12 protein-coding genes are annotated in these 15611 nt (G+C 44.6%); 11 read left to right on the top strand and 1 reads right to left on the bottom strand.

Translation table 11 applies throughout. The features are described from left to right. The first annotated feature begins 1 nt into the window (after position 1). The 10 genes from A8806_RS10910 to A8806_RS10865 all read left to right on the top strand — a co-directional run bounded on the left by A8806_RS10910 (position 2) and on the right by A8806_RS10865 (position 11903). On the top strand, positions 2 to 1822 hold the full coding sequence (locus tag A8806_RS10910; protein WP_109731231.1) for a cache domain-containing sensor histidine kinase: 1821 nt from the start codon (positions 2 to 4) through the stop codon (positions 1820 to 1822). Continuing rightward, positions 1815 to 3389: a response regulator gene (locus tag A8806_RS10905; protein WP_109731230.1), complete on the top strand. Its 1575-nt coding sequence runs from the start codon at positions 1815 to 1817 to the stop codon at positions 3387 to 3389. Before A8806_RS10910 ends, A8806_RS10905 begins: the two co-directional genes overlap by 8 nt. A gap of 155 nt (positions 3390 to 3544) precedes the next feature. Beyond that, positions 3545 to 4579: a sugar ABC transporter substrate-binding protein gene (locus A8806_RS10900; RefSeq protein ID WP_109731229.1), complete on the top strand. Its 1035-nt coding sequence runs from the start codon at positions 3545 to 3547 to the stop codon at positions 4577 to 4579. Between the two features lie 23 nt (positions 4580 to 4602). Further along, positions 4603 to 6102, top strand: coding sequence for a sugar ABC transporter ATP-binding protein (locus tag A8806_RS10895; protein ID WP_109731228.1), 1500 nt, complete (start codon positions 4603 to 4605; stop codon positions 6100 to 6102). Continuing rightward, positions 6099 to 7070, top strand: coding sequence for an ABC transporter permease (locus A8806_RS10890; protein WP_109731227.1), 972 nt, complete (start codon positions 6099 to 6101; stop codon positions 7068 to 7070). Before A8806_RS10895 ends, A8806_RS10890 begins: the two co-directional genes overlap by 4 nt. 19 nt (positions 7071 to 7089) lie before the next feature. After that, positions 7090 to 8184 carry a uroporphyrinogen decarboxylase/cobalamine-independent methonine synthase family protein gene (locus tag A8806_RS10885; RefSeq protein ID WP_181368665.1) on the top strand — a complete coding sequence of 365 codons (1095 nt, stop codon included), beginning with the start codon at positions 7090 to 7092 and terminating at the stop codon, positions 8182 to 8184. A 112-nt stretch (positions 8185 to 8296) separates the two neighbouring features. Continuing rightward, positions 8297 to 9712 carry a rhamnulokinase gene (gene rhaB, locus A8806_RS10880; RefSeq protein WP_109731226.1) on the top strand — a complete coding sequence of 472 codons (1416 nt, stop codon included), beginning with the start codon at positions 8297 to 8299 and terminating at the stop codon, positions 9710 to 9712. 51 nt (positions 9713 to 9763) lie between these two features. After that, positions 9764 to 11023: an L-rhamnose isomerase gene (locus tag A8806_RS10875; protein ID WP_109731225.1), complete on the top strand. Its 1260-nt coding sequence runs from the start codon at positions 9764 to 9766 to the stop codon at positions 11021 to 11023. A gap of 235 nt (positions 11024 to 11258) precedes the next feature. Then, on the top strand, positions 11259 to 11402 hold the full coding sequence (locus A8806_RS26175; RefSeq protein ID WP_181368664.1) for a hypothetical protein: 144 nt from the start codon (positions 11259 to 11261) through the stop codon (positions 11400 to 11402). Between the two features lie 183 nt (positions 11403 to 11585). After that, complete coding sequence (locus tag A8806_RS10865; protein WP_109731223.1) at positions 11586 to 11903, top strand: helix-turn-helix domain-containing protein; 318 nt, start codon at positions 11586 to 11588, stop codon at positions 11901 to 11903. 18 nt (positions 11904 to 11921) lie between these two features. Here A8806_RS10865 and A8806_RS10860 read toward each other — a convergent pair whose 3' ends face one another. Further along, complete coding sequence (locus tag A8806_RS10860; protein WP_109731222.1) at positions 11922 to 12638, bottom strand: phosphatase; 717 nt, start codon at positions 12636 to 12638, stop codon at positions 11922 to 11924. A gap of 416 nt (positions 12639 to 13054) precedes the next feature. Between A8806_RS10860 and A8806_RS10855 the strand changes: the two genes are divergently transcribed. Then, a complete protein-coding gene (locus tag A8806_RS10855; protein WP_109731221.1) occupies positions 13055 to 15586 on the top strand; it encodes a glycyl radical protein in 2532 nt (843 codons plus the stop codon). Positions 15587 to 15611: the final 25 nt, after the last annotated feature.

Here is a 15611-nt window from a genome sequence, read left to right as displayed (position 1 = left end):
TATGAAGAAGAAATCAATTCGTGATAAACTGCTGAAAAACTTTGCGTTGTTTTCCTTGATCCCTGTTATCCTTTTTTGTGTTGTTATGCTGTTTTATATTCTGGTGAATGTACAGGAGAAGAGGAAAGATGAAATATGTTCGACACTTGGCAATCAGGCGGACCAGATAGATAAGATTCTCCAACAGGCGTATCAGATCGGGCAGACGGTTGCAGACGATGAAGCCGTGAACCAGATATTGGCAAATAAGTTTCAAACTGAACAGGAGCAGCATGCCAGTGAAATAAAACTGAACAGTTTGCTGCTGGGGACATCCGGGTATTTTGATGGTTCCGTAAAAGTATATATAATTGGAGAAAATGGCGGTTTATATAAAAATAGCCCGTACTCTCTAAAGGAAAAGGAGTATACACAGGAAGACTGGTATACGCTTGTAAAAGAGCAGAAAGAATCTCACTGGTTTGAGCTGCACAGTGAGTCATATTTTGCTGAGACTGCTGAAACGGAATTTATTTCCCTCGGGATTCCTGTTTCAGAGGCACGGACCGGGCGTATTCTGGGCTGTGTCATGGTAGAGATCGGGGTATCTGATATTCTCAGGAATAGTCATTATGTGGAAGACGGCGGTGAATTATATCTGTTTTATCCGGATACAAAATTCAGGATTGTAGATGAGAAAGTAGAATTATATGATAACGACAGGTTAACGTTGATTCAGAAAGACGGACTGGCAGAACAGGAAGAAGTAGAACAACTAAGGCCGGAGGTTCTTAAGACCACGAAGCTTCTGACATATTGGAAAAAAGACTTCCCCCAAAAGAGCTTTGGCGCTGTGTCAGGATATATGACGGCATACCAGCAGATGGATGTGAATGACTGGATTCTGGTTTATTTTCTCCCACAGGTTAATTATTACCGTCTCCTGATTGTCGTGGTGACCATTTCACTTTTTGTGACTGCACTTTTGATCGTGGGAAGTGTGTATGTATCGTATAAGGTTGCCGGAAGTATTACCAGGCCTATCTTGTCATTAAAGGAAAATGTAGAGAGAGTACAGGAAGGGGATTTTGAAACTACGGTGACCTGTGAAGCAGAAGATGAAATTGGGGAGCTGGGGGCACAGTTCAATGAGATGGTCGTGGAAATCCGCAATTTGATGGATCGTATCCGGACGGAGCATGAACGACAGAGGCATTACGAACTGCTGCTGCTCCAGGCACAGATAAATCCGCATTTTTTATATAACACACTCGATTCACTGATGTGGCTGATCCGGATGAAAAATCAGGAGGATGCAGAAAATATGCTGGATGCACTGACACGTTTTTTTAAGACCGGACTAAATAAGGGCAGTGAGCGGGTGGCAATTAAAAATGAGATATCCAATGTAGAGAGTTACCTGACAATACAACTGATGAGATATAAGAAAAAATTGTCATTCTCAATCTCTGTAGATGAAGAAGTAGAGTCGTACATAGTTCCCAAATTGATTCTCCAGCCTCTGGTTGAAAATTCCATTTATCATGGAATTAAAGGAAAAGATAAGGGAGGGAGCATCGAAATAAAAGGCACGAAAAAAAATGGAAGGGTGATCCTGTGTGTAGAGGATACCGGATTGGGAATGCCTCCCAAGCAGCTGGGGAAAATCCAGAGAATGCTGTCGGAAGGTATTGTGGAGGAGTCTGACAGTTATGGACTGACAAATGTAAACGAACGGCTGAAGCTGTTTTTCGGAGAAGGCTGTATCATGAAGGTTGACAGCACAGATGGAGTGGGAACGAAGGTGTCCATTGAGATAAGAGAGGAGTGTATGCATGTATAAATTGGTGATTGCAGATGATGATGAGATCCAGCTTCAGGGCATGTGCTGTGCATTCCCGTGGGAGGAACTGGACATTGAGGTGGCCGCGGGAGTGGATGACGGAGATAAAGCGCTAAAGGCAGTTGTAGAGAAGCAGGCTGATGTCCTTCTGACAGATATTAAGATGTCCAATATGGACGGACTTAAGCTGACGGAGCAGATACGCACTCTGTGCCCGGATACCCGTGTCGTGATTATGAGTGCCTATGATGATTTCCAGTTTGCCCAGAAGGCACTGCGGCTCGGGGTGGATGACTATCTTTTGAAACCAATTGACCTTAAGCAGATGCGCGAGACAATGCGCCAGATTGTGTACCAGAAGGAAGAAAAGAAGAGAAATGAGCAGATACAGAAGAAGAGCAGCAGGCTGGAAGAAATGGTAATGGAGGACGAGGGGATTCTGGAGGAAACATTTTTTCAGAATGTCCTGAACCAGAAATACACCAGAACAGTCTGCAGTAAACTGGAGGAACCCTATCTTAGGGGGGCTGGGCAGAAATGGCTGGTAGTTGAGGCACTGTTTGACCATTCTGAAAAAGAGGACGAGTATAGGAAGATACTCGGGGACGCCGGCAGGGAGAGAGGGTTTAAATATATCCACAGTTTCGGACATCACTTGTTCTGCTGTCTGTGTGATGAAGAAACGGCAGAGCAGGAAGTATCCAGTTTTGAGGAGGACTGCCGAAACAGGATGAAGGGTGTGGATGCCTGTGTGCCGGTCACGTTTATAGCAGGACCGGCCGTCTCAGAGCTCTATTACCTGAGTCTGTCATACGAAAAGATCAGACAAATATGCAGTTACCAGTTCAGTGAGGGGAAAGATAAGAATCTTTCGGAAAAGGATCTGGATAAATATTTTGACCAGAACCATACTGTGAACAAAAGCCTGGTGGAATATCTGGCAAAATTAGTGACGACAGGTTATACGGATATGCTCCATGAATATGTAGGGAGGCTGAAAAATAATCTGAGGTATACAGGCAGTGATTCGATTTTGATGCTTTCCTTTTCTGTGAGCTCGATTCTCGGTGAGATCAGGAGGATGCCTCAGTTTAAGGAAGAAGAGGAGGAACTAGATGCGCTGTATTACCGGATTATCAAGCAGAAAACACTGGATGATGCAATGGAGCTTTTAGAAGCAGAGTTAATAAGGCTCACTGAAAATGTGAAGGAAAATGATCCGGCCGGTGTAGAACAGAGCATTGTAAAAGCCTGCGAATATATAGAAGAACATTTTTCGGAGCCCGGACTACGGATCGGAGATGCTGCGGCCTATGCCGGGCTGAGCCGGAATTATTTCAGTACCGTGTTTACAGAAGTGACAGGGGAAAGTTTTACAGATTACCTGATCAAAAGGAGGATGAAAGAGGCGCAGATTCTTCTTATGAACCCTGATTATAAGATTCAGGAGATCGGTTATATGACGGGTTATGATAATCCCGCATATTTCAGCGCGGCATTTAAAAAGTTCACTGGAGTAAGTGTATCACAGTATAAGAAAATGATAAAAGGCATGGGCAATCGCTGATTCAAAATCATGTAATGGCTATATCAGAGGATGGTATAGCCATTTTCTTATTATCATAATCGGATTATATCTAAAGTTTATAGTATCATATTGGATTATCAAATGGACAGACTAAATTTATAATAAAGATATCTTAATTGGAAGGAGAAAAATATATGAAAAAGAAAGTATTAAGCGTATTGATTGCAGCTGCAATGGTTCTCACAATGGGAGGGTGCGGACTCGTAAAAACTTCGGATGATGCCCCGGATAAGGGTGGCACTTCGACTAAAAAGGAAGAAGACGGCGGGACAATAAAAGTAGGTTACACGGTCCAGAGTATGGAAAATGCTTATTTTGTATCCATTGTAGAAGGAATGAAAGCAGCCGCAAAAGAGAAGGGGATTGATCTCGTCGTCGCAGATGCGGCTGCGGATGCCTCCAAACATATCAGTCAGATCGAAGACTTTGTTTCTCAGGGGGTTGATGCCATTATCATTAGTCCTGTTGATCAGGAAGCACCGGCAGACGCAGTTAAGAAGGCTCAGGATGCAGGGATACCGGTCATCAGTCTGGATCAGGAGGTGAAGGGATCGGATGCGTTTTTCGGTATTGATGAGGAAGAATACGGAAGGCTCGGAGGAGAACTGGCAGGTAAGTGGCTGAATGAAAAGGAGAGTGATGGTACGATTGATGAGATCGTCAATGATGCGGATGAGATTGAAGTAGTGGTTGTGCGCTATGACCAGATCCCTTCCGTAATCAAACGTGCCGAGGGGCTGAAAAAGGGCCTTGAGGATACTTACACAGGCGATAAGAAGATCAACTATGTGTATGAGCAGAATGCAGCAGATGCCGATACCGGATATAATCTTTCAGAGACGGCCCTGACGACAAATCCAAAAGTTTCCATGTTTATCTGTATCAATGATTCTTCCGCACTTGGTGTGTACGAATCATGTCTGACACACAAGGAGCATACGCCGGACAACACATGCATCATTGGGCTGGATGCTTTGCCGGAAGCACTCAAGCTGGTTTCACAGGATACGATGTATAAGGGAACCGTTGATATCAAGCCCGCAGAAAAAGGGGCAGACGTATTGGATCTGGTGAAAGATGTACTGGAAAATGGACCGAAATCAGAAATGATCGTCTATGATATGAGCCAGGTAACAAAGGATAATATCGGTGACTACGATATCGAATAGTATAAGGTGAAAGGTCGTTAAAGATGGAGCAGAATATACTGGAATTAAGACATATTACAAAGCTTTATCCCGGCGTTGCAGCCCTCGATGATGTCTCCCTGGGATTTTCCCGGGGAGAGGTCCATGCCATAGTCGGTGAAAACGGCGCGGGCAAGTCAACATTTATCAAAGTGATTACGGGAGCTATCCAGCCGACAAAGGGGGAAGTGGTCTTTGAAGGAAAAAAGATAGAGGATAATTCGCCCCAGAAGTCAATGGCCCTGGGAATAACTGCAATCTATCAGGAACTAAACCTGCTGAAACATCTGTCGGTTGCAGAAAATATTTATTACAACCGATATAAAAAGAAAAGGGGGCTGATTGATTTTGCGGCGCTGGAAAGGGATGCATCGGAGGTGCTGGACAGGCTGGGTGTGCGTATAGACCCTAAAATGCTTGTAAAAGATCTTACAGTTGGATATCAGCAGCTCGTGGAAATCGCAAAGTCGCTTTCCCAGAATGTAAAAGTAATGATTATGGATGAGCCGTCGGCAGCTCTTACGAACAATGAATTGGAATATTTATTTGAAATTGTTAAGACGCTGAAAAAAGAAGGAATGGCCATTCTTTATATATCCCACCGAATGGAAGAAATTTTTGAATTGTGCGATAAGGTTTCTGTTTTCAGGGACGGACATTATATCAGGACAATGAACATAGAAGATACGACGCAGGAAGAGTTGATCCGGCTTATGGTAAACAGGGAATTAAACGATACATTCCCGGCGTTTGTCCCGCAAAGGGGAGAAAAAATACTGGAAGTGAAGAACATTGCTACAGAGCTTTTAAGAGGTGTTTCTTTTGAGGCATACCGGGGTGAACGTCTTGGATTCGCGGGACTGGTCGGAGCAGGACGTACCGAGACGGCACGTGCGGTATATGGTGCGGACAGAATCCTGCAGGGAGAGATCTATATCCGGGGAGAGAAGACAAAAATACAGTCACCCGAAGACGCCATTAAACATGGAATCGCATTAATTCCTGAGGACAGAAAACAACAGGGACTGTTTCTAAACATGTCAGTGAAGGACAATATAAGTTTTGTTTATGCCTCCAAGATTACGAATGGACTGGGGATTATCAACAGAAAAAAGGAAGAGGAAATCTGCGGAGAGCAGATTGAAAAATTAACGGTAAAAACGCCCTCCATGCACCAGTTTGTGAAAAACCTAAGTGGGGGCAACCAGCAGAAGGTTATCCTTGGAAAATGGCTGCTGATGAATTGTGATATCATAATTTTCGACGAACCTACACGCGGGATTGACGTAGGGGCAAAGCAGGAAATTTATGAACTGATCGATGAACTCGCAAGACAGGGCAAGGCTGTCATACTCATATCTTCAGAACTGCCGGAATTAATGGGAATGTCGGACCGCATTATAGTCATGGCAGAAGGCAGAATTTCAGGCGAGTTGGAGAAATCAGAAATTAATCAGGAAAAAATATTGGAATTAGCTTCAAAAGCACAGGAGGTCTTGGCATGAAAGAAAAGATAGATACAAAAGTAAAGAAGATTGAATGGAGTAATATGGGGATTATTATTGCACTGATCGTTATGGTGCTGTTCTTTTCTTTCTCGACCGCTACATTTTTAACCCCGAATAATCTGGCCAATATTGCGCGGCAGATTTCGATCGTCGGAATCTGCGCGCTGGGAATGACGTGTGTCATCCTCACAGGCGGCATCGACCTGTCAATCGGATCTTTGATTGGTGTAGTGGTAGTGACGTGTGCACTGCTGATGAACAAAGGGGTCAATCCGTTTCTGGTGGTCCTCGTTGGTTTTCTCATTGGCGCCGTTATCGGAATCATAAATGCAACATGTATTACATACCTAAAAATCCCTCCAATTATAACGACGTTGGGAATGATGATCAGTCTGAGGGGTGCAACCTACCTTATTTCCGGAGGTATGCCGATTTATGGAATCCCGGAAGGGTTTAAAATTCTCGGACAGGGAAGCATCGGGATCATTCCGATTTCAATGATAATCATGGTTATCGTATTTATCTTCGGTTACATTATGCTGAATAAAACTGTTTTTGGCAGGAGGATTTATGGTATTGGAGGCAACGAAGAGACAACCCGGCTGTCCGGTGTAAACGTAAAAAAGGAGATTTATAAAATCTATATTATGGTTGGCCTGCTCGGAACGCTGGCATCTCTGATACTGATGTCCCGTGTAAATAGCGGACAGCCCAGTGCCGGGGATGGTTATGAAATGGATATTATCACGGCCGTTGTTTTGGGCGGCGTCAGTGTCAGCGGAGGAGAAGGCAGGCTGTCCAAAGTCATCGTGGGGGTTGTTTTTATGGGAGTCCTTGCCAATGGAATGATGATGCTGAATATTAATGAATACTGGCAGAGGGTTGTGAAAGGAATTGTACTGATTGTGGCCGTGGCCGTAGATATCAGGTCAAGGGAGAAAAAGGCGAAATTAAAAACAGCCTGATTGCGAAGGGAGCGCTGATATGAGTGTAACGAATTTTTATGATCTGGATCTGGAAACAAAGCCGGATTTTGTGCAGTGTATGAAACGCATTTACGCGTGGTATGACGGGGAAATTATCGATCGCGTTCCGGTACGGTTTTCCGCACATAATGAGGAATATGATGTAACAGACATAGGCGGGGGATGGAAGAACCTAAGGGATAAATGGTTTGATACCGAATATCAGGTGAATCGATTTATCAGTGCTTTAGACAGTCATCCGTGGCTGGGAGAAACATTCCCCATGTATTATCCGAATCTGGGCCCTAATTTTTTCGCGGCAGCTATAACGGACAGCGAATTAGAGTTTGGGGAGGTGACATCGTGGGGGAAACCACAGATATTAAAGGAGGAGGATCTTGAACGGATCGCTTTTCGCAGAGGAAATTCCTACTATCAGAAAATAATAGAGATGACCAAGTATGCTCTGGAACGCTGTGACAACCGGTTTATGGTGGGATATACGGATATGCATCCGAGCCTCGACTGTGCCGATGCACTGCGCGGAACGGAAGATTTGTGTATGGATATGTTCGATGAAGAAGAATTTGTCACTGCTCTGACAGAGAAATGTTTTCAGGCATTTTTTCCAATGATGGATGAATTCCACTCACTCCTGAAGACTAAAAACCAATTATCAGTATCATGGATGAACATTCCCTCCTATGAATCCATGCATATCCCCAGCTGTGATCTGGGAGCCATGATTTCCAGGGACTTTTTTAATCAGTTTTCACTGCCGTATATTAAAAAAGAGGTCAAACATTTTCGCCATAATATCTTCCATCTTGATGGAAAGGGCGTTGCAAACCATGTGGATGAGCTTCTGAAGATAGAAGAAATACAGGCAGTCCAGTGGGTGCAAGGAGTGGGAGATGATAAGCCCATTATGCAGTGGGTTGATTTCATTAAGAAGATACAGGAGGCGGGGAAAAGCATCGTGGTTGATCTGGAGCCGGAAGGGCTGGAAGCGTTTATGGACGCAATGGACCCGCGGGGGATATATTTGTGTATACCAGAGAAAGAACCGGAGCAGCAGAGGCGGATTATGGACCGGCTGCTGAAGTGGAAATAGAAGAAGTGAGTTGCAAATAAGGACGCTGTTTTAAATAAATAGCGTCCTTTTTTTGTCCTCTTCTACCAATTATAATAAGTGTAGAATCGAGAAGATATGAAGGAGGCACAAAATGGAGAAATATTATTTAGCCGTTGATATTGGGGCATCTAGCGGACGCCACATGCTCGCTTCCATGAAGGACGGGAACATGCAGCTTGAGGAAGTGTACCGGTTTGCGAACGGAATGGATAATAAGGACGGTACATTGTGCTGGGATGTTGAGCGTCTGTTCCGGGAGATAAAGAACGGTTTGAAGAAGTGCAAAGAAATCGGAAAGATTCCGGTCTCTATGGCGATTGACACATGGGGAGTAGATTATGTGCTGCTCGACAAAGACGACCAGATTCTTGGAGATACTGTCGGCTACCGTGACAGCCGCACGAACGGCATGGATGAAAAAGTATATGAGAAGATATCACCCAAAGCCCTGTATGCAAGGACCGGAATCCAGAAGCAGATTTTCAACACTATCTACCAGCTAATGGCGATAAAAGAGACACACCCTGAGTACCTTGAACAGGCAGAATCAATGTTGATGATACCGGATTACTTCCATTTCTTATTAACTGGTGTTAAGAAGATGGAATATACCAATGCGACGACAGGACAGTTGATTGATCCTAAGACAAATGACTGGGATTATGAACTGATCGAAATGCTTGGTTACAATAGAAAGATGTTCCAGCCTGTTTCGATGCCGGGAACAGTTGTAGGAAATTTTACCAAAGAGATTCAGGAAGAAGTTGGATTTGACTGTGAGGTGGTCCTGCCGGCAACACATGATACAGGCTCCGCAGTACTGGCGGTGCCGACCAATGATGATAATGCCATCTATATCAGTTCAGGCACATGGTCATTAATGGGGATCGAGAGAAAAGAAGCGGATTGTTCAGAGGAGAGCATGAAGGCAAACTTTACAAACGAGGGCGGTTACGACCACAGATTCCGTTATCTGAAGAACATCATGGGATTGTGGATGATACAGTCCGTGAAAAAAGAGTTTGAAGAGGACTTATCCTTTGCCGAGATCTGTGACAGAGCATCGAAGGAAACAATTACTTCTATCGTAGATTGCAATGACGACTGCTTCCTTGCACCGGAGAGCATGATTCAGGCCGTACAGGACTTCTGCAAAAAGACAGGCCAGCCGGTCCCGAAGACCGTGGGCGAGATTGCTGCAGTGATTTACAACAGTCTTGGAAAGTGTTACGGAGACACAGTCAAAGAGATAGAAGCAATTACAGGCAATACATACGATACAATCTACGTTGTAGGCGGCGGTGCAAACGCAGGATATTTGAACGAATTAACTGCAAAATACACACAAAAGAAAGTTTCCGCAGGTCCTACCGAAGCAACAGCAATAGGGAACATGATCGTACAAATGTTGCATGACGGCGTATTTGCGAGCCTTCCGGAAGCAAGAGTATGTGTGGGCAGGTCATTTGACATAAAGAACTACGACGAAAAAGGAAAACAATTCTGAAAACGGAGCGCAAAGGGGTCTGACCCCTTTGAAAAATAAGGAGGATTTATGATGACGACAAGAGAAAGATATGAATCAGCAAGGGAGATTTATGCAAAGCTGGGGGTGGATACGGACGCTGCGATTGAAAAATGTAAGAATGTGCCTGTATCACTGCACTGCTGGCAGGGGGATGATGTGACGGGATTCGATCATGACGGTCCTCTGACAGGAGGAATCCAGACGACCGGAAATTATCCCGGGAAGGCAAGAACTCCAGAGGAGCTGCTTGCTGATATGGATAAGGCTATGAGCCTGATGCCGGGAATGAAGAAGATTAATGTGCATGCAAGCTATGCGATTTTTGAAGATGGTGAGTTCGTTGACCGTGATAAACTGGAGCCAAAGCATTTCCAGAAATGGGTTGACTTTGCGAAGGAAAGAGGAATGGGACTGGACTTTAACCCGACCTTCTTCTCACATGATAAAGTGAAAGACGGACTGACTCTGTCAAGCCCGGATGAAGAGACAAGAAAGTTCTGGATCGAGCATGGAAAAGCCTGTATCCGGATCTCAACATATTTTGCAGAGCAGACAGGGATTCCTTGTGTCATGAATATCTGGACAGGTGACGGTTATAAAGATGTACCGGCAGACCGCATGGGACCAAGGGTTCGTTATAAAGAGTCTATTGACGAGATTCTTTCTGAACCATATGATCCGAAGATGGTGAAACCTTGTGTAGAGTCCAAGGTATTTGGTATTGGTGTGGAAGCCTATACAGTTGGATCTGCTGAATTTGCTTTAAGCTATGCAGCTGCAAATATGGATAAATGCCTTCCTCTGATGGATAACGGACATTATCACCCGACAGAAGTTGTTTCCGATAAGATTCCGGCGCTGCTTACATTCTTCCCGGAAATCGCACTCCATGTCACACGCCCGATCCGCTGGGATTCTGACCATGTAGTTCTTTACGATGATGAGACAAAGGAAATTGCGCAGGAAATCGTGCGCTGCGATGGTCTTGATCGTACATATATTGCACTGGATTACTTTGATGCATCCATCAACCGTGTATCTGCATGGGTAACGGGATTCAGAAGCTTCCAGAAGGCACTCCTGAATGCTCTGTGTACTCCGAGCGCAATGCTTAAAGAGCTGCAGGATACAAACCAGTTTAGCAAGAAGATGGTTATGATGGAAGAATGCAAGACACTTCCAATCGGGGATATCTGGAATGAATATTGTGCTCAGTGTGGTGTAGATGCAGAAGGATGGTTCTCAGAAATTGAGAAATATGAAACAGAAGTGCTTTCAAAGAGAGCATAAGCACAATAAGATGCTGCAAATACTGCCAAAAGGGGTCAGCCGCCCTTTTGAATATATATTGGATATGAATTGTCCAATAGACATAACATATATTTTTCAATTTTTCCTCCAAAAAAATAGAAAAATAATACCTAATCCGAGAAATGCTTCAGCCACACGGGCTGAAGCATTTCTTGTTTTCTTTAAAAACATTGTCATATCTGATATACTTGAACAAAATGGAAAGGGGAATGACATGAAAAAAATGTTACTTGGAATTGCGATGCTGCTTTTCACAATCATTCTTGCGTTGATTGGGATAAATGACGGGATCTGTATTGCGGCCGGATTGTTTGCGCTTGCCTTAACAGGGGTTGGTTATGCTGAACAGGAAAAGTAAATAAGATAGCTGAGAGAGCGGTGGATTATAATATTAAGTTATAAACTGCTTGACACATGATTCAGTAGATTAATGATAAAATTATGTGCTATTATAAAAGAAAATCAAAACAAGTAGGATAAGGTGATATTTCTTAATAGTATTTTTTGAGGAAAACACTGAAAAAGAAGGGAAGATGAGTATATGAAGGGGAATGAATATCCCGGGATTAACATGGTAAGAACCGGCAACTGGCTGCGGTTTATCTGCAGATCCAGAAATATTGCGGTGAAAGATCTTTGCAGCCTTTTGAGACTGGGTTCACCGCAGTCTATTTATGGCTGGTTTGCAGGGAGGACACTGCCGTCACTGGATAATTTTTATGCGCTCAGCCAGATATTCTGCACGACACTGGATGAACTGATCGTGAATCAGGCTGAAGCTATACCGTCAAATTTTTGCAAAAAAGTAGGGCCCCAGAACGCAAGGTTCGTCCGGTACCGGATAAAGTTTGCGCTTTGAGCACCCATTCTGATTTTGTTAACGTTCCAGAAAGCATTTGAATGCTTTCATGGAATAATTCATGATCAATGACTCAGGCATTCCTGCAAGCTTTGCGAGCTCTAAGGCATAACTGAAGTCTCCTACATGCCTGGTTCCGTGGCTGTCGCTTGCCAGAACGACCGGATAATGAAAGTGTCTGCACAGATTCAGGATCATCAGGTCGTTGAATCTGGTGTCGCCGCGATAGCCGTCGGGACTTAGGGAACTGTTATTAATCTCCAGAAGCACGTCATATTTCATCGCCGCTTTTACAATCGCAAGATAGTCGACCGGATATTTCACGTCGTCACAGTGTCCGATGATCCGGACGTTGGGATTCTGCATCGCAGCGATATAGGCTGCTGTATTTTCTTCTATAGTTCCCGGTTTTTTAACTGGTTTATGGATGCTTGCGATGGCATAATCCAGCTTTTCTAATATAGTATCATTCAGATCCAGCTTCCCTTTATTATCCAGAATATTCACCTCTGCACCATAGAGCATTTCGATACCGAGCCGCTTTTTCTGTGCATGCGCAAGGCTCCTGAAATAAGAGACCCTTCCGCCTCCGAGCGTAGCGGGGCCGTGATCTGTGATTCCGAGCATTTTTAAATTATGTGCAGCGGCGGCTTTTGCCATATCGGTGATTGTGGCAGTAGATCCATGTCCGCTGGCGATTGTGTGGGTATGTATGTCAAATTCTAACAAAGACATAAGATTCAGGCCTTTCTATATTTATGCAGCCAGTTCCATATATTCAGTGGTCTGCAGCAGCAACGTTAATTGTGTCTTATCTATTCTGTATGAGATATCATAAAACCTCTAACATATAGTATGCGTGATTTGCGCTGTTTTGTCAATATAAAGTGAGCCAGAATCTCATACAAAACAAATAAAAACAACAAATAGTATGTTGGGAAGTGTTGGGTTCACGTATATAAATTATGCGGCAAGTGTTGTTTTTTGTTGACTTAGACAGGCTATAATAGTATAATGGTAACAACTGGGTGGAGAAGCATTACGGCCAATGCAGGTGTATACTTTGCGGGCAGAAACAGGGGCTTTTCCCTTAGGACTATAGAACATATAAGCACATCCTGTTTATATGGAAGAAAGGAGTGACAGGGCAAATGGGATTATATACCTATGACAGTACAGATATACCAAAGTCAGAGCGTATTACAAGGCTTGTTGAGAATCTGTATGCTAAGATGCCGGAGATTGAGTCAGCGAGAGCTGTATTGATTACTGAGTCTTACAGACAGACGGAACAGGAACCTATGATCATCCGGCGTGCAAAAGCATTTCAGCATATTCTGGAGAATATACCGATCATCATTCGTGATCTGGAGTTGATCGTAGGTAGTACGACGATTGCTCCGAGAGGATGCCAGACTTATCCGGAATTTTCTTATGACTGGCTGGAGGCAGAATTCGACACAGTAGAGACGAGGTCAGCAGACCCGTTCTATATTGCTGAGAAGACAAAAGCTGAACTTAAGGAAGCGAATGCGTATTGGGCAGGAAAGACAACGAGTGAACTGGCAACATCTTACATGGAGCCGGAGACGCTGTTAGCCATAGAACATAATATCTTTACGCCGGGCAATTATTTTTACAATGGTGTAGGCCATGTGACGGTAAAATACGGTGAAGTTCTTTCGATCGGATTTTCGGGGATTAAAGAGAAGGCACAGGCAGAACTCGCGAAGCTCAGTCTGGCGGACGGAGACTATCAGAAGAAGTCGAGATTTCTGGAAGCCGTGATGATCAGCTGTGATGCAGTGATTACATATGCAAGACGTTATGCGAAGCTGGCACTGGAAGAAGCAGAAAAGTGTTCTGATATGACACGCAGGAAAGAACTGCTCCAGATCGCACAGAATTGTGCAAATGTACCTGAAAAGGGTGCATCAGGATTTTACGAGGCATGCCAGTCATTCTGGTTTGTGCAGCAGCTGCTTCAGATCGAATCCAGCGGACATTCCATTTCACCGGGAAGATTTGACCAGTATATGTATCCTTATTATAAGAAGGATATCGACAGCGGCAGGATTACAAGAGGATTTGCACAGGAACTGATGGACTGCATCTGGGTGAAGTTAAATGACCTGAACAAATGCCGTGATGCTGTTTCAGCAGAAGGGTTTGCAGGCTACAGTCTGTTCCAGAACCTGATCGCCGGAGGACAGAATGAGGAAGGCGTAGATGTGACGAATGATCTGTCATTCATGAGTATACAAGCTTCCGTGCATGTATTTCTTCCACAGCCGTCATTATCCGTCAGAGTATGGAACGGGACGCCCCATGAATTTCTGATCAAAGCGGCGGAACTGACCCGTACGGGTATCGGGCTTCCGGCATATTATAATGATGAAGTTATTATTCCGTCACTGGTAAGCAGGGGGCTGACACTTGAAGATGCCAGGGACTATAATATCATCGGTTGTGTAGAGCCGCAGAAGTCAGGCAAGACCGAGGGCTGGCATGATGCTGCGTTCTTCAATATGTGTCGTCCGCTTGAGCTTGTATTCAGCAGTGGAGTGGACAAGGGTGTGCAGATCGGGCCGAAGACAGGCAAAGTAGAAGACATGAAGACCTTTGAGGAATTCTACCATGCATATAAGATTCAGATGGATTACGCAATTAAGCTGCTTGTAAATGCCGACAACGCGATTGATATTGCCCATGCCGAGAGATGTCCTCTTCCATTCCTTTCTTCTATGGTTGATGACTGTATGAAGAAGGGAAAGACAGTTCAGGAAGGCGGAGCTGTTTACAACTTTACCGGTCCTCAGGGATTTGGTGTTGCAAACATGGCAGACTCGCTGTATGCAGTCAAGAAGCTTGTTTACGATGAGAAGAAGATCAGCATGAAGGAACTGAAGGAAGCGCTTGCAACGAATTATGGCAAAGGATTAAGCAGTGAGGATGTGGCAGGAATTACTTCAGAGATCGCGGGAAGTATGAAGGAAGCCGGACAGGCAGTAGGCGGGCGTGAGATTGCCGCAATACTTAAGACTGTTGTTGCTGCATCCGAAGCGCCGGAAGTGAAAGCGAACGGAGAAAGAATCCTGAAGCTGATTGAGGAAGTGCCAAAGTTCGGAAACGATATCCCGGAAGTAGATGCGTTTGCAAGGGATGTTGCATATACATACACGAAGCCACTTCTGGATTACAAGAACCCAAGGGGCGGTATGTTCCAGGCGGGACTGTACCCGGTATCAGCCAATGTTCCGTTGGGAGCACAGACAGGGGCTACACCTGACGGACGTCTGGCACATACCCCGGTAGCTGATGGTGTATCACCTTCGGCAGGGAAAGATGTGAACGGGCCGACGGCGGCAGCTAATTCCGTTTCCAGACTCGATCATTATATAGCGTCAAATGGTACGCTGTTTAACCAGAAGTTCCATCCATCCGCACTAAGTGGAAGAAGGGGACTTGAGAACTTTGTCGGACTGGTCCGCTCATACTTTGATCAGAAGGGAAGCCATATGCAGTTCAATGTTGTGAGCCGCGAGACACTTCTGGATGCACAGAAGAATCCGGAGCAGTATAAGCATCTTGTTGTGCGGGTTGCCGGATACAGCGCATTGTTCACAACATTGTCCAAGTCACTTCAGGATGACATCATCCGCAGGACAGAGCAGGGATTCTGACAGGAAACAGAAAGGGAAAAGCAGC

The sequence above is a fragment of the Faecalicatena orotica genome, from assembly GCF_003149245.1.
GTDB classification, from domain to species: domain Bacteria; phylum Bacillota; class Clostridia; order Lachnospirales; family Lachnospiraceae; genus Faecalicatena_A; species Faecalicatena_A orotica.
Note: the sequence above shows the minus strand (reverse complement) of the source record. Positions and strands in the feature narration are given on the sequence as shown.